Raw genomic sequence first — 16,108 nt, 5'->3', positions numbered from 1 at the left:
TTTATATGTAACCCATATATAAAATAAGTAAAATCAAGCCGTGTACAAGCGTGTACACGAGATATAAAAAGGAGTGAGAGTATGTCAATAACTTCAGATATAATACGGGGACATACAGAAACTATAATTTTATCTCATCTAGATGAAAAGGATAGTTATGGGTATGAGATAAATAAATCCATACAACAGAAAACGGATAACCAATATGAACTTAAAGAAGCAACGTTGTATTCAGCATTTAGAAGGCTAGAGCAAGGAAATTTGATAACTTCATATTGGGGAGATCAAAATACAGGGGCAAGAAGAAGATATTATGCTATTACACCACTTGGAAAAGCAGCATTAGAGCAAAATAAATTGGATTGGGAAAATGCAAAGGGATTAATTGATAAGTTAATTAAGGGAGGAGAATAAAAATATGTATGAGAGGTTTCGTCAAAAACTAGATGAATTATTTGAAAATGCACCAGAGACTCATAGAGCAAGAGAACTTAAAGAAGAATTATTAGCAAATCTTATGGATAAGTATAATGATTTAATATCTAATGGAAAAGCAGAAGAAGATGCCTTTAATATAGCAGTTTCTAGTATAGGTGATGTAGATGAACTTATAAATGGATTAAAAGAAAAAGATGAATTTAATTATGAAGAGATGAAAAGAAGGAGTAAAAAAAGTGCATTCATTATATCTATTTCAATAGGTATATACATTATGAGTGTCGTTGTAATGATAATGCTTTCAGAAGTATTAATGGTTGATGAGAATATAGCTGCTTGTATAATGTTAACAATGGATGCTGTAGCTACTTGTCTTATAATATACAATTCAGTATCTCGTCCTAAATATTTAAAAGCTGATAGTACTATAGTAGAAGAGTTTAAAGAATGGAAATCAGAAACTAGTAGAGAAAGAGAAGTAATAAAATCAATAAATTCAATAGTATGGTTGATTATAGTAGCTTTATATTTCGTATTAAGTTTTATATTTGGTACTTGGTATTTTTCTTGGCTTATATTTATAATTGGAATAGCTATTACAAAAATTATAAAATTATCTTTTCAATTAAGGAAGTGATATTATGAATAAAAAGTTGATAAAGATATTAATTATATTATGGTCAGTTATTGCGATAGGAGTTGCAGGACTTCTTGTGTATGGAATAGTTAATGGTGGAGATATGAAGAATATGTTTAGGCCATTTGTAATTTCATCAGATAAAAATCTTAAAGTACAAAAAGAAGAAGAGATTGATATAAAGGATTTAGAAAAAGTAAATATAGATTTTTCAAGTAGTGATATAATTATAGAATCTACAGATGAGCCTAATGTTAAAATAGTTCAGAAAGCTTCAGGAGATTTAGATGATGATGAAAAATTCATAATTAATAAATCAGGCAATGAAGTAACAATAGAAAGAAGTTATGAAAAGATTTTTAAGCTATTTAGTTTTGGATGGATAAATGAAAGTATAGAGGTATATATTCCTAAAAATTATAATAAAAATTTATTTGTGCATACTTCATCAGGAAATATTAAATGCAGCTTAGATGAGGTTGTTGATAATGCAACTTTAAAAGCAACTTCAGGAAATATAGCTATAATTAAAAATCTAAATGTAAATGAGGCTGATTTGGAAGTTAGTTCTGGAAATATAAATATAGAATCTTTATCAAGCAAAAAATATACTGTTGATAGTACTTCTGGAAATGTTAATGTAAAGTCTGTTGCAGGTACTGGAGATATAAAAACATCCTCAGGAAATATAGAAGTGAACTATAAGGATATTGATGAATACTCTCAGGTTTATGCCAATTCAGGTAATGTTCGTATAGAAATTCCTAAGGAGCTAAGCTTTGAGTTTAATGGAGAATGTACTTCTGGAGATATTAAATCAAATTTTGATTTGAATTATAAAGATAAAAAAGGAAATAAGGCAACGGCTCAAATTGGTAATGCACCATATAAGAAGCTTGATGTAAAAACATCTTCAGGAAATATAAATATTAGAAAATAGTTTTAAGTTAAAGAAGTATTTTAATATACCTCTTTAATTTATATATAATAAGGAAAATCCAGGGCAAAAGGAAGAGCTTGTCTTTAAAATTTTTAGAGGATGCTGTGGAACTAACCATCAGCATATAGGGGAAATAGTAGAAATGTTAAATAAAAATCAAATTTAATTATTTTATATTTGATTAAATTTAGTTTGAAAGAGAGCTTAATTTCGAAGCTCTCTTTATACTAATTTATTTTTTACTGCATATACAGCTAATTGAGTACGATCTTTTAATTGAAGTTTAGAGTTGATTTCAGTGATTATATTTTTTACAGTACCCTCAGCAATGAAAAGAGCCGCTCCAATTTGTTTATTATCCTTACCATCAACAATCATAGAAACAATTTGTAGCTCTCTTTCAGATAAGGATATTTTTATTCCAGCAATATCAACACTAACATTTTTCTTTTTAGTAGTTTTAGTTTCATTATTCATTTCTAATAAAATTGGTAATAAAACATCTTTATTGATTATTCCAAGACCTAAATAAACACCTTCTATGGCTGCTATTAATTGCTCAGTACCTATATCTTTTAGTATATATCCATCAGCACCACTACATATAGCATCAGAAATATCCTTTTTATTAGTAGATGCAGAAAGTACTAGTACTTTAGTTGATGGAAAATCTGACTTTATTATTTTCGTTGCTTTAGTACCATTACATATAGGCATAAATAAATCCATTAAAACTACATCAGGCTTATGTTTTTTACATAAATCATAAGCTTCTAATCCGTTAGTAGCTGCTGCTAAAACTTTTATATCACTATTATTTTCAATTACATTTTTAAAACTTTCCCTTAAGAGTTTTTGATCTTCAGCAATAATTACTGTTATCATAATTCCCACCCCATACTAAATGAATATTAAATATCAAAGTAATTATATCATTATATCAAAATGAGAACAATGTAAAATAATGTTGAATTTTACTGGCTGAAATTCAAAGTAAATGCGATGTGCATATTGGATTTTAATTGTTGTGCAAGTTGCATCTGACTAAGTGACTTATGGGACTGCAAAAATATTATGAAATGATTTAAAATTAAATTAACAAATCAATCAAAAATATATTAGCAAATGATTTAAAATAAAAAACAAGGGGGACAAAATTATGAAAAGGGTACTTATAGTTGACGATGCAGCATTTATGAGATTTGTATTGAGACAGACTTTAGAAAAGTGTGGGTTTGAAGTTGTAGGTGAAGCTGAGAATGGAGTAAAAGCCATTAGATTATTTAGACAATTAAAACCAGATGTGGTTACAATGGATTTAACTATGCCAGCTCTTAGTGGAGTAGACTCAATAAAGGTTATAAAGTTAATAGATGAAGAGGCTAAGATCATTGTTATTTCTTCTAGTGGGCAAAAATTAGCAGTTGAGGAAGCTATAGAAGCTGGGGCAACATCATTTTTAGTTAAACCATTTAAAGAAAAGGTTTTAGCAGAACGATTAGTAGATGCATTTAAACCTGAAAATATGAATTTAAATTGTAATTAAAAAAGAAGATTTTTCACACCTCTGCAAATTTTGACATATAATGGATTAGTATCATTACATGGGGTTGGAAATAAGTGATATATGGACTTATATTAGCAGGGGGAAAAGGCAGTAGACTATACCCATTATCTAGAGCAAAAGAACCAAAGCAGTTTTTAAAGATAATTAATGGAAAGAGCTTTTTAGTTAATACAGTAGACAGAGTGGCTTCGTTGATAAATAGAGAGAATCTTTATGTTGTTACTAATAAAGATTATGAATCAAAAATAAGAGAAGAGCTTAAGGATATTAAGGAAGATAATATCTTTGCTGAACCTAGCAATAAAGAGACCGCTTTATGAACAACATAGGTCATATAGATAGAATTAGGAGGTGATGGTTGTAAAACATAATTTAATAATATACATGTTTTGAGAGCAGTATTGGAAACGATGCTGCTCGATTTTATTTTAAAGATATGTATTAAGGGAACCTTTAACAAGTTCCCTTAAAAAATTCATATTATCAATATTACTCTTAAATATGGTTTGATTAAAAAAGATAATATTATAATAACTATTATTTATCCCCATTTATCTACTACATTTGGGAATAAAGCTAAAAGACTTGCAAAAAAATTAAACATTAAAAAACACCTCCATTTAACAAATTTGTTGCTTTTTTAAATATATCAACATTGACTTTTTCTAATTCTTCAAGAATAGCGTCAATGAAGAATTCATCAATATTTTGTTCTTTTAAAGATAAAATTAATGAAATTAACTCATCCCAACGTTTCTCTATAAGAAATATATTGGCTAGTGATACACTTTTTCGTCCTATATTTCCGGTTTGGTGATGATAATTTGATATAAAAAGATTAATTTCCTTATATTCAGTTAGACTAATTTCATTTTTGAATAATTCACAATAAAGATTTAAAATCAAACAATAATCTAACATATTAGTATTTATATAATTAGAATCCAGCTCCAATTCTTCTTTGATCATTTTTATATGCTTTTTAGAACTGTTTATATCCCCAAGTTTGTTTTCTACCCATGCTAGATTGTGTATTAGTAATCTTCTAGTGTATAGACTTCTTATATCATCATAATTATTTAAATATAACTGGTTTAGTAATAGTTTAGCTTCTTTGAATTTACCATTTGTAAAAAGTTTAAAGATATCATTGGTAATAATATCCTGTATGTGTTTTTCTAAATTTTCAGCATCCACAAGACTATAGCCCCCTTATATTGAATTATATTTAATTATATGTAAAGATATAATTGGTTTCCAACCCGTATATCTTAAATGAAATGAATTGTATCTTTAAAAAATATAAATATCTTGAAATAGTAGAAAAATATCTTGAAAGCAAAAAACTATCAATCTCAAAAGAAATTTTTAAAGATGTTGATTATAATGGACAAAAATAAATAAGAAAAATTAAAAACACTTCTACTAGTCTAGAAGTGTTTTTAATTTTTTCTATATAATATTTATAAAAATTGAAATTTGGGGGAGATAGGATTTCTTTCACAAAATTCTCTTTTTGTAAAAGGTTATCCTCTCATTTCCAATTCTACCCCATTGATTTAATTTTATTCAGTAAAGATTGAATTAATTAATGCAACAGTACTGTTGTAATTAAAAAGAAATAGTTTAATAAAATTATAATATATTAATTATAAATAAGGTTAAATATATGAAGGATGATATAAAAGTAGTATATGGCAATGAAGAGTTTATAAAATTGTTTGAATTACTAATAGATAATAAAATAACAGAGATAGTTCGAAAGGTTAGAGAAGATAGTAAAGCACTGTGTAAGAATATAGAATCCTATCCATCATCAGATGTTGATTGTGAGGCAGATGAAAAGGATGAATAAAGTATGGAATATAGCAATTTATGCAAGAGTTTCTACAGATAAAAAAGAACAAAGTGAATCTATTCCAGTGCAAGTTGAAAATTTAAAAAAATGGATATTGAATAAATCGAGAGAAGATAAAAGTTCAGTATACAACCTAATTGATGTATATCAAGATCAAGGAATATCTGGATCTTCATTTGAAAGAGAATCTTTTATAAAAATGAAAGAAGATATAGAAAATAAGAAAATCAATATGATAGTAACTAGAGATTTGTCAAGATTTTCAAGAAATTATATTCTTGCAGGATATTATTTAGAGGACTACTTTAAAGTAAATAATATTAGGTTTATATCTGTTTTAGATAATGTAGATACTGAATCAGAGTTTGATAATGATATTATACCTTTTAAAAATATTTTAAATGAAATGTATATAAAGGATTGTAGTAGAAAGGTTAGATCTGCATTATTAACAAGAATGGAGAGGGGGAGTAGTATTGCTAGCAAACCACCCTATGGGTACAAGTTTGAAGAAGTTTATGAAAAAAATCAAAAAAACATAAAATTAATTTCAGCTGAAGATGAAAGTACTCAAGTAGTAAAAGAAATTTTTACACTATATTTGTCAGGATGGGGAGCTGGAAAAATAGCAAGCTACCTAAATAAACAAGGAATTGACCCGCCATCTAAAAGAATCAAAAACTTTGCTAGAAAAAAATTTGGAAAGTGGAACAATAATACTATTATCAGTATATTGAAAAATCCTAAATATGGGGGATACATGGTTCAAGGAAAATATAAGAAGGTAAGTTATAAGGTAAAAAAAATTAATATAATGCCTATTGAACAGTGCATATATGGAGGAGAATTTGAAGGGATAATTTCTAAAGATGTTTTTGAAAGAACACAGCAGATGATGAAAGAGCGTTCTAATAGTAATTATAGATATAAGAATGGAGTTATACATGCTTTTTCTGCTGTTCTTAAGTGTGGAAAATGTGGAGGAAGTATGACCTATAGGCAAAAATATAAAGGGTATAAATGTACTAATAGCCAACAAGGGGCTAAAAGATGTTCTCCACACAGCATTAAAGAGACAAGATTAATTGAGATTGTTTCAAATGAGATAAAGAGTATGATAGATGAAAAAATAGATAAAAACAAGGTATATAATAAATTCAATAATATAAAAATAGAAAATGATTTTCAGAATGAATTAAAATCTGTAGAAAAAGAATTAAATGCTCTTGATAGTAAGTTAAAAAAAATATATGAAGATAGGTTAGATAATGTAATAAATCAAAGAAATTTTGATTATATGATTCAAAATGTGCAAGAAAAACAAAATAAAATGATAGGGAGAAAAAATCAATTAGTAAATATGCTTAAGAAAAATGATGTTGATAATGATTTGTTGAAAAAATATAAGATAGAAATAGATAATCTATTGGAAGGAAAAACAATTGATAGGAGATTGGTAGAAACTTTAATAGATAAAATTATTATAGATGAAAGCAATGAAGGTAAAGAAAAAAGATTAATAATTCATTATAAATTTTCAAAATAGTCAAGTATATATATTAAAATTTACAAATAAGTGTTTTTGCAAAAGATCTGTGTCGTCTAAAAAGGGACTGCTACATGTATAGGTCTTTCAGCAGTTAAATTATTAAAAAAAGATGGAGATGCTGTAATGGTAGTGCTTCCATCTGATCATTATATAGAGGGTACCAATAATTACTTGCAGACCATAGAGCAGGCAGTTGAACTTGCCAATAAAAGGAGAGGTATAATCACATTAGGAATAGATCCAACACGAGCAGAAACTGGATACGGGTACATTGAAATGGGACAAAGAATTGCAGGGGATATCCCAACTCATAAGGTAGCTAGATTTACAGAAAAACCTAATGCTGAAGTAGCTAGAGATTTTTTGCTTAAGGGAACTTATCTATGGAATTCTGGAATGTTTGTCTTTAGAGCTGATGTTATCCTAAGGGAAATAGAAAAATATCTTCCAAAAATGCATAAGTGTTTAATGGAAATATATAAGCATATAGGAGAACCAGATGAGGAAGAAGTAGTAAATGAACAATATCAATTAATAGATGGTATTTCTATAGACTTTGGTGTTATGCAAAAAACAAGAAAAGCTTATGTAATTAAGTGTGACTTTCCTTGGGATGATATAGGGAGTTTTTCAGCATTAAGTAGATTTTTAGGAAGTGATAGAAATAATAGTATATCTAAAAATGTATATCTAGAAGATTGTGAGAATTGCTCTATATTTGGATCTAAAAACTTAATTATTGGTCTTGGAATAAAAGATTTAGTAGTAGTGGATGCAGGAGATGTAATATTAGTAATGGATAGAAATAAGGATCAGGAAATAAAACATTTATTAAGTGATTTAAGTAAAGAAGAAAGTTATGGGGATTATTTATAATTAAAAGTCATCATAGAGATATGGTGACTTTTAATCGTGAATTTAACTATATATATTTAAATAGAACTATGAGTTTAATAATAAATGCATTTTAGGAAGTTAGATTTAGCAGTACAAAAAATTACTGCTATAAAATATTTAGAATTGGTGTATAATATAAATTAGTTATTAATTGTTAGAGGAAGTGTTAATATTGCTGATGAATACTCATAAAATATTAGCCAATAATATTTTGAATCAAACTAGCATGGACAAACTTAATTTTATAGATAAGAAAAAATTTATATGGGGAAATATTAAACCAGATTATGTTTCTAAATATAAATTAAAAAAACATTTTTATGATGAAAGTATAGATATGATTTTTAAAAAAATATATTTTTTGTCCAATTTAACATCACAAGAAATTTACTACAATTATGGAGTTAAAAAATTTAGTGCAGAACTTGGCGTGGTATGTCATTTTCTTTGTGACTTCTTTTGTTTTGCCCATAGTGAAAGATGGAGATTAAAGAGTGACTTAAAGAAACATGTTACCTATGAACAAAAGTTAGCAAAAATGGCTAAGGATTTTTATTTCTCAGAGTTAATTGATGAAAATTTATCAATAGAGGATGTAGAAGACTTTGTTAAATATAATGTAAGAGAATATGGCAAAGCTGAAGGATATGAAAAAGATTTAATATATTCAGCACTAGTATGTAACAGTGTTGTTAATTCAATACTTAATCAAGTAATTGAAAATAGTTATGCAGAAAGAAGAGTTGGATAACTCTTCTTTTTGGCTATATGTCTTTACAAAATGAGGAATAGCGGGTAAAATTATATAAATATATGAACAAGTGCTCATGCATTGACGGGAGGGTGAATATGAATAAAATAGATAATATAGAAAATTGCAATTGTAGTATTATTCATGAGGATGTAATTGTTAGAGTTAAGGAAAAACTTCCTAAAGAAGAAACATTGTATGATTTAGCAGAGTTTTTTAAAGTGTTTGGAGATTCAACTAGAATAAAGATTATATGTGCTTTATTTGAATCGGAAATGTGTGTATGTGACCTAGCTGCTTTACTTGGAGTATCTCAATCAGCTATTTCTCATCAGTTAAGAACATTAAAAGCAGCAAGACTTGTAAGATATAGAAGAGAGGGAAAAGTAGTTTACTATTCATTAGATGATGAACATATTAAGCATATTTTTGATGAGGGCTTAAATCATATTACAGAATAAGTAAAGATGATTTTATCAGGAATAATAATAAGATGTAGGGGTAACTTCAATAGTTGTGTTTAATTCTATGATAGCTATTAGAAAATGATAGAATTTTATTAAATTTGTTGATATAATGTTTAAGGTAATATTATTTACGTTATATTTACAAACAATTTAAAAATTATGAAAAATTGGAATATAAAAAATATAAAAAATATATATTTATTATGGTTAAATAGTTGACTTATGGTGGCGATAAAAGTATAATAATGTAGTTAATTGTACTTTCAGGCATGAGAAAGTAGCAGATAGGATTTTTATCCTATTCAAAGTCAACTATTTGGCTAAAACCATATGACTTTGTATTAAATTGTGAGACTTATGTATAACGGTTAGGGTTGCGTTATACATAAGCCTCTTTTTTATTGAGTTTAAATTTTTATTTTTTGATAAAACTATATTAGAGCGATTTAGGAGGAAAAGTATGAGTTTATTATCTATAATATTGATTGGCTTTGGATTATCAATGGATGCTTTTGCTGTATCTTTAACTGTAGGTATAAGTACAAATAATGATAATAAAATGAAAATGGCATTAAAATCAGGAATATTCTTTGGTGTTTTTCAGGGAATAATGCCATTAATAGGATGGGCTGTAGGGATAAGTTTTACTGATTATATAGAAAAAATAGATCACTGGATAGCATTTGTGTTATTAGCTTTCATTGGTGGTAAAATGTTTATTGAATCTATTAAAGGTGAAGATGATGAGTCTGATGAAGGTAAAGAGTACACAAATAAAAGATTTCTAATTCTAGCTATTGCCACAAGTATAGACGCTCTAGCTGTAGGAGTTAGCTTTGCTTTTTTAAATGTTAATATAATATCAGCTGTGATTATTATAGCTATTATAACATTAATTTTATGCATTTTTGCAGTTTATTTAGGCAAAGTATTAGGTGCAATATTTAAGTCAAGAGCAGAAATGTTAGGTGGATTAATATTGATACTTATTGGATTAAAAATATTAATTGAACACTTACTAAAATAGTAAATATGAAACTGAATATTTAATATATGTTTAGAAAGTAATAGAAAAATAAGTTGGTTTTATGTTAATATAGTATAAGGAAAAAAGTTGTTTTAGCATTTTTATGAACAAGCATGTAACTAATTGAAAATTTTATTAGATTAAGAGGAGAAACAGTATGGAAAAGAAGAAGAATATTTCTATGGCTGTGATTAAGAGATTACCAAAATATCATAGATACTTAAAAGAGTTAATGGCTAATGATGTAGATAGAATATCATCAAAAGAATTAGGTGAAAAAATAGGTTTTACAGCATCACAAATACGTCAAGATTTGAATTGTTTTGGTGATTTTGGTCAACAGGGTTATGGATATAATGTTAAAGAATTATTTAACCAAATCAGAGATATACTTGGATTAAATAAAGAATATAAAACAGTTATAATTGGTGCAGGAAATATTGGGCAAGCCATAGCAAATTATACAGGTTTTAATAAATTAGGGTTTGAACTTACAGGAATATTTGATGCCAATCCTAAGTTGGTTGGGATGAAAATCCAAGATATAGAAATAAAAGAGATAGATACATTAAGTGAACATTTAAGTGAAAATGAAACTGATATTGGTATAATATGTGTACCAAGAATAAATGCTCAAAAAGTATGTAATGAACTAGTTAAGGGTGGCGTAAAAGGGATTTGGAATTTTGCTCCAGTAGACTTGAATGTTCCAGATAGTGTTACTGTTGAGAATGTTCATTTAAGTGAAAGTATGTTAACTTTGATATATTTACTACACAGTAAAGAGGACGAAGAAGAGTAGAAAATTGAGTCTTGTAAAACCTTATTAAAATTAGCACAAAATCTCATATTATATATTGCAAAAAATTTAACAAAGTATTATAATCATAATTGAAGTTGAAAAGCTTCAATTATTTTTTTGTTTTAGATTGTTATAATATTAACAAAATAAAATGCAAAAACTATTTAATGTGTATGAAAAATAAACAAGTATCTTGATACTTTAAAGTGTAATAAGATATTTGGAAATAAGTATTGGAAGATTTAAGGAGGCAAAAGGCATGGAATTAAAGAATGTAATTCTTGAAAAAGAAAACCATTTAGCTATTGTAACAATCAATAGACCAAAGGCATTAAACGCTTTAAATTCAGAAACTTTAAAGGATCTTGATACTGTACTTGATGATTTAGAAAAAGATAATAACATCTATGCAGTAATTTTAACTGGTGCAGGAGAAAAATCTTTTGTAGCTGGGGCGGATATTGCAGAGATGAAAGATTTAAATGAAGAACAAGGAAGAGAATTTGGTACATTAGGAAATAATGTATTTTTAAGATTAGAAAATTTAGATAAACCAGTTATAGCTGCTATCTCAGGTTTTGCTTTAGGTGGTGGTTGTGAACTTGCTATGTCATGTGATATTAGAATAGCTTCAGAAAAAGCTAAGTTTGCTCAACCAGAAGCTGGTCTTGGAATAACTCCAGGGTTTGGTGGAACTCAAAGACTATCAAGAATAGTAGGAATGGGTAAAGCGAAAGAATTAATTTATACTTGTGATATGATTAAAGCTGATGAAGCGTTAAGAATAGGTTTAGTTAACAAAGTTGTTGCTTTAGAAAACTTAATGGAAGAAGCAAGAGCTATGGCTGCTAAGATAATAGCTAATGCTCCAATAGCAGTTAAGTTATGTAAAGATGCAATAAATAGAGGTATGCAAGTTTCTATAGATAAGGCAGTTGCTATAGAAGCAGAAGATTTTGGTAAGTGCTTTAGCACAGAAGACCAAACAGAAGGAATGACTGCATTTGTAGAAAGAAGAGAAAAGAACTTCCAAAACAAATAAAATTGTTTTTAGAATATTAAGGAGGGTAATTTAAATGAATTTCCAATTAACTAGAGAACAAGAATTAGTACAACAAATGGTTAGAGAATTTGCAGTAAATGAAGTTAAACCAATTGCTGCTGAGATTGATGAGACAGAAAGATTTCCAATGGAAAATGTAGAAAAAATGGGCAAGCTTGGAATGATGGGTATTCCATTTGCTAAAGAATTTGGGGGAGCAGGCGGAGATGTTCTTTCTTATATAATAGCTGTAGAAGAATTGTCAAAGGTTTGTGGTACAACTGGAGTTATTTTATCAGCTCATACATCGTTATGTGCTTCAGTAATAAATGAAAATGGTACTCCATTACAAAAAGAAAAGTATTTAGCAGATCTTTGTACAGGAAAGAAGATAGGTGCTTTTGGATTAACTGAACCAGGAGCAGGTACAGATGCAGCTGGCCAACAAACTACTGCAGTACTTGATGGGGATAATTATATCTTAAATGGTTCAAAGATATTCATAACAAATGGTGGTGTTGCTGAGACTTTCATAATATTTGCTATGACAGATAAGAGCCAAGGAACTAGAGGAATATCTGCATTTGTAGTTGAAAAGTCATTCCCAGGATTCTCAGTAGGAAAGCTTGAAAACAAGATGGGTATTAGAGCATCTTCAACTACTGAATTAGTTATGGAAAACTGTATAGTACCAAAAGAAAACTTACTTGGCAAAGAAGGTAAAGGATTTGGTATAGCAATGAAGACTCTTGATGGAGGAAGAATTGGTATAGCAGCTCAAGCTTTAGGAATTGCAGAAGGAGCTTTTGAAGAAGCTGTTAACTACATGAAAGAAAGAAAACAATTCAATAAGCCATTATCAGCATTCCAAGGATTACAATGGTATATAGCTGAAATGGACGTTAAAATAGAAGCTGCTAAGCATTTAGTATACAAAGCAGCATGCAAGAAACAAGCTGGCGAACCATACTCAGTAGATGCTGCAAGAGCTAAGTTATTTGCTGCAGATGTTGCAATGGAAGTTACAACTAAGGCAGTTCAAATCTTTGGTGGATATGGTTACACTAAAGAATATCCAGTTGAAAGAATGATGAGAGATGCTAAGATAACTGAAATCTATGAAGGAACTTCAGAAGTTCAAAAGATGGTTATTGCAGGAAGCATTTTAAGATAGGAGGATTTTTAGAATGAATATAGTAGTTTGTGTAAAACAAGTTCCAGATACTACAGCAGTAAAGATAGATCCTGTGAAAGGAACATTAATTAGAGATGGTGTTCCATCAATAATGAATCCAGAAGATAAGCATGCTTTAGAAGCTGCACTTCAATTAAAAGAAATACATGGTGGTAAGGTAACAGTTGTAAGCATGGGTCTTCCAATGGCTAAAGCAACTTTAAGAGAAGCATTATGTATGGGTGCTGATGAAGCTATATTATTAACAGACAGATGTCTTGGAGGCGCTGATACATTAGCAACTTCTAAGTCTCTTGCTGGAGTAATAGCTAAATTAGATTATGATATAGTACTTGCTGGAAGACAAGCAATTGATGGAGATACTGCACAAGTTGGACCAGAAATAGCTGAACATTTAAATATTCCTCAAGTAACTTATGTTCAAGATGTTAAGGTTGAAGGCGATAGCTTAATAGTAAATAGAGCATTAGAAGATGGTTACCAAGTAGTTGAAGTTAAGACTCCATGTCTATTAACTGCAATAGAAGAATTAAACGCGCCAAGATACATGCACGTTGCTAACATATTTGCAACTAATGATGACCAAATTAAAGTTATGTCAGCAGATGACATAGATGTAGATAAGGCTGAATTAGGACTTAAGGGCTCACCTACAAAGGTTAAGAAGTCAATGACTAAGGAAGTTAAGGGTGCAGGAGAATTGGTTAAGGAATCACCTAAAAACGCAGCATATTATGTTGTAGGAAAATTAAAAGAAAAACACTACATCTAAGATAATAGGAGGGTAATTTATTATGAATATAGCAGATTACAAAGGCGTTTGGGTCTTTGCTGAACAAAGAGAAGGCGAATTACAAAAAGTATCTTTAGAACTACTTGGGGAAGGTAGAAGAGTTGCTGATAAATTAGGAGTAAAGTTAACAGCTTTATTACTTGGAAATAACATAGAAGGATTATCTAAAACTTTAGCAGAACATGGTGCAGATGAAGTTTTAGTAGCAGATCATAAAGATTTAGAACATTACACAACTGATGCTTACACAAAGGTAATTTGTGATTTAGCTTCTGAAAGAAAGCCAGGAATATTATTTGTAGGAGCTACTTTCATTGGAAGAGATTTAGGACCAAGAATAGCTGCTAGATTATCTACAGGGTTAACAGCTGACTGTACATCAATCGATGTTGAAGTTGAAAATGGTGATCTTTTAGCTACAAGACCAGCATTTGGTGGTAACTTAATGGCAACAATCGCTTGTCCAGACCATAGGCCACAAATGGCTACAGTAAGACCAGGAGTTTTTGCAACAGTTAAAACTGATGGAACAAATTGTAATATAGAAAAGGTTGAAGTTAAGTTAGAAGCTACTGATCTTAGAACTAAGGTTTTAGAAACTATCAAATCCAAGAAAAATATTGTAGATATAGCTGAAGCTGAATTTATAATATCAGGTGGTAGAGGAGTTCAAAACAAGGAAAACTTTAAACTACTAGAAGAATTAGCAGAAGTTTTAGAAGGAACAGTAGCTGGTTCAAGAGCTGCGGTTGAAAATGGTTGGATTGATGGAGCTTATCAAGTTGGTCAAACTGGTAAGACTGTAAAACCTAAAATATATATAGCTTGTGGTATTTCAGGAGCTATACAACATGTTGCTGGTATGCAAGATTCAGAACTTATTATAGCAGTTAATAAGGATGAATCAGCTCCAATAATGAAGGTTGCTGACTATGCAATAGTTGGAGATCTTGTTAAAGTAGTACCAGAATTAATTGCTCAATTTAAGGATTTTAAGAGTGCAGAATAGTAATCAATATATAATTTAGAATTAACAATGCATAATTAATGGGAATTTTTAAGTGGTTTCAATCATAATTGTGCATTGTATTCTATAAATTATGAATTGATTTTATGTATTATATGGTTTAAATTAGTAAAAAATAATAAAGTTAAATGTGAATTGATTAGGAGGAATAGTCTATGAAAAAGGTTTTCGTACTTGGTGCAGGAACAATGGGTGCTGGAATAGTTCAAGCATTTGCACAAAAGGGTTGTGAAGTAATCGTAAGAGATATTAAGGATGAATTCGTACAAAGAGGAATAGCTGGAATAACTAAAGGGTTAGAAAAGCAAGTTGCTAAAGGAAAGATGACTGAAGAAGATAAGGAAGCTATACTTACTAGAATTTCAGGAACAACTGATATGAAGTTAGCTGCTGATTGTGACTTAGTTGTAGAAGCTGCTGTTGAAAACATGAAAATTAAGAAAGAAATATTTGCTGAATTAGATGAAATCTGTCAAGAATCAACTATATTAGCTTCAAATACTTCTTCTTTATCAATAACAGAAGTTGCTTCAGCTACTAAGAGACCAGATAAGGTTATAGGAATGCACTTCTTTAATCCAGCTCCAGTAATGAAGTTAGTTGAAATTATCAAAGGAATAGCTACATCACAAGAAACTTTTGATGCAGTTAAGGAATTATCAGTAGCAATTGGAAAAGAACCTGTAGAAGTTGCAGAAGCTCCAGGATTCGTAGTTAACAGAATTCTTATTCCAATGATAAATGAAGCTATAGGAATATATGCAGAAGGAATCGCTTCAGTTGAAGACATAGATACAGCTATGAAATATGGAGCTAATCACCCAATGGGACCTTTAGCATTAGGAGATTTAGTTGGACTAGATATAGTTTTAGCTATCATGGATGTTTTATACAATGAAACAGGAGATTCTAAGTACAGAGCTCATAGCTTACTTAGAAAGTATGTAAGAGCAGGATGGTTAGGTAGAAAGTCAGGAAAAGGATTCTACGATTATTCTAAATAATTACTAAAAAAGGAGTTATCTTGATAGAGATAACTCCTTTCAGACCGTTGACAAAAGAGATATTTTCATTCCTGAAAATATCTCTTTTGTCTTTACTTTATAAAAACATATAAA

The 16,108-nt window shown here is 29.1% G+C and carries 18 protein-coding genes and 1 pseudogene; 17 read left to right on the top strand and 2 right to left on the bottom strand.

The features are described from left to right. The first annotated feature begins 81 nt into the window (after positions 1 to 81). The 3 genes from NNC19_RS22425 to NNC19_RS22415 are packed head-to-tail and all read left to right on the top strand — an operon-like array spanning position 82 to position 2,015. Entirely contained in the window at positions 82 to 414 is a 333-nt protein-coding gene (locus NNC19_RS22425) for a PadR family transcriptional regulator (protein WP_310940927.1), read from the top strand. Between the two features lie 4 nt (positions 415 to 418). Further along, entirely contained in the window at positions 419 to 1,075 is a 657-nt protein-coding gene (locus NNC19_RS22420; RefSeq protein ID WP_310940926.1) for a permease prefix domain 1-containing protein, read from the top strand. A 4-nt stretch (positions 1,076 to 1,079) separates the two neighbouring features. Beyond that, positions 1,080 to 2,015, top strand: a complete 936-nt coding sequence (locus tag NNC19_RS22415) for a DUF4097 family beta strand repeat-containing protein (RefSeq protein WP_310940925.1) — start codon at positions 1,080 to 1,082, stop codon at positions 2,013 to 2,015. A gap of 222 nt (positions 2,016 to 2,237) precedes the next feature. On the opposite strand, the gene NNC19_RS22410 is transcribed toward NNC19_RS22415, so the two are convergent. Next, entirely contained in the window at positions 2,238 to 2,900 is a 663-nt protein-coding gene (locus NNC19_RS22410) for a response regulator transcription factor (RefSeq protein ID WP_310940924.1), read from the bottom strand. Positions 2,901 to 3,174: 274 nt separating this feature from the next. On the opposite strand from NNC19_RS22410, the gene NNC19_RS22405 reads away from it, so the two are divergent. Further along, the gene (locus NNC19_RS22405; RefSeq protein ID WP_310940923.1) at positions 3,175 to 3,561 is read left to right on the top strand and encodes a response regulator; all 387 of its coding nucleotides are present in this window, start codon (positions 3,175 to 3,177) and stop codon (positions 3,559 to 3,561) included. A gap of 74 nt (positions 3,562 to 3,635) precedes the next feature. Then, positions 3,636 to 3,902: a sugar phosphate nucleotidyltransferase gene (locus NNC19_RS22400; protein ID WP_310940922.1), complete on the top strand. Its 267-nt coding sequence runs from the start codon at positions 3,636 to 3,638 to the stop codon at positions 3,900 to 3,902. Positions 3,903 to 4,185: 283 nt separating this feature from the next. Here NNC19_RS22400 and NNC19_RS22395 read toward each other — a convergent pair whose 3' ends face one another. Next, positions 4,186 to 4,779: a hypothetical protein gene (locus NNC19_RS22395; RefSeq protein WP_310940921.1), complete on the bottom strand. Its 594-nt coding sequence runs from the start codon at positions 4,777 to 4,779 to the stop codon at positions 4,186 to 4,188. A 472-nt stretch (positions 4,780 to 5,251) separates the two neighbouring features. Here NNC19_RS22395 and NNC19_RS22390 point away from each other — a divergent pair, with 472 nt between their 5' ends. The 12 genes and pseudogenes from NNC19_RS22390 to NNC19_RS22335 all read left to right on the top strand — a co-directional run bounded on the left by NNC19_RS22390 (position 5,252) and on the right by NNC19_RS22335 (position 15,994). Continuing rightward, positions 5,252 to 5,437, top strand: coding sequence for a hypothetical protein (locus NNC19_RS22390; RefSeq protein WP_310940920.1), 186 nt, complete (start codon positions 5,252 to 5,254; stop codon positions 5,435 to 5,437). Continuing rightward, a complete protein-coding gene (locus tag NNC19_RS22385; RefSeq protein ID WP_310940919.1) occupies positions 5,430 to 6,986 on the top strand; it encodes a recombinase family protein in 1,557 nt (518 codons plus the stop codon). Before NNC19_RS22390 ends, NNC19_RS22385 begins: the two co-directional genes overlap by 8 nt. A gap of 60 nt (positions 6,987 to 7,046) precedes the next feature. Next, positions 7,047 to 7,865 (top strand): annotated as a pseudogene (locus NNC19_RS22380) (mannose-1-phosphate guanylyltransferase); the annotation flags it as partial. 199 nt (positions 7,866 to 8,064) lie between these two features. Further along, on the top strand, positions 8,065 to 8,637 hold the full coding sequence (locus tag NNC19_RS22375; RefSeq protein ID WP_310940918.1) for a zinc dependent phospholipase C family protein: 573 nt from the start codon (positions 8,065 to 8,067) through the stop codon (positions 8,635 to 8,637). A 98-nt stretch (positions 8,638 to 8,735) separates the two neighbouring features. After that, complete coding sequence (locus NNC19_RS22370) at positions 8,736 to 9,098, top strand: metalloregulator ArsR/SmtB family transcription factor (protein ID WP_310940917.1); 363 nt, start codon at positions 8,736 to 8,738, stop codon at positions 9,096 to 9,098. Positions 9,099 to 9,564: 466 nt separating this feature from the next. Next, entirely contained in the window at positions 9,565 to 10,131 is a 567-nt protein-coding gene (locus tag NNC19_RS22365; RefSeq protein WP_310940916.1) for a manganese efflux pump MntP family protein, read from the top strand. A gap of 157 nt (positions 10,132 to 10,288) precedes the next feature. Further along, positions 10,289 to 10,933, top strand: coding sequence for a redox-sensing transcriptional repressor Rex (locus NNC19_RS22360; RefSeq protein WP_310940915.1), 645 nt, complete (start codon positions 10,289 to 10,291; stop codon positions 10,931 to 10,933). Between the two features lie 259 nt (positions 10,934 to 11,192). Continuing rightward, on the top strand, positions 11,193 to 11,975 hold the full coding sequence (locus tag NNC19_RS22355) for a short-chain-enoyl-CoA hydratase (RefSeq protein ID WP_310940914.1): 783 nt from the start codon (positions 11,193 to 11,195) through the stop codon (positions 11,973 to 11,975). A 34-nt stretch (positions 11,976 to 12,009) separates the two neighbouring features. Further along, positions 12,010 to 13,149, top strand: coding sequence for an acyl-CoA dehydrogenase (locus tag NNC19_RS22350; RefSeq protein WP_310940913.1), 1,140 nt, complete (start codon positions 12,010 to 12,012; stop codon positions 13,147 to 13,149). Positions 13,150 to 13,162: 13 nt separating this feature from the next. Beyond that, positions 13,163 to 13,942: an electron transfer flavoprotein subunit beta/FixA family protein gene (locus NNC19_RS22345; protein ID WP_310940912.1), complete on the top strand. Its 780-nt coding sequence runs from the start codon at positions 13,163 to 13,165 to the stop codon at positions 13,940 to 13,942. Positions 13,943 to 13,964: 22 nt separating this feature from the next. After that, on the top strand, positions 13,965 to 14,972 hold the full coding sequence (locus NNC19_RS22340; RefSeq protein WP_310940911.1) for an electron transfer flavoprotein subunit alpha/FixB family protein: 1,008 nt from the start codon (positions 13,965 to 13,967) through the stop codon (positions 14,970 to 14,972). Between the two features lie 173 nt (positions 14,973 to 15,145). Continuing rightward, complete coding sequence (locus tag NNC19_RS22335; protein WP_310940910.1) at positions 15,146 to 15,994, top strand: 3-hydroxybutyryl-CoA dehydrogenase; 849 nt, start codon at positions 15,146 to 15,148, stop codon at positions 15,992 to 15,994. Positions 15,995 to 16,108: the final 114 nt, after the last annotated feature.

The sequence above is a fragment of the Clostridium sp. SHJSY1 genome (assembly GCF_031626875.1).
Taxonomy (GTDB): domain Bacteria; phylum Bacillota; class Clostridia; order Clostridiales; family Clostridiaceae; genus Clostridium.
The sequence above is the reverse complement of the archived record's forward strand: the minus strand, read 5'-3'. Positions and strand labels throughout refer to the sequence as shown.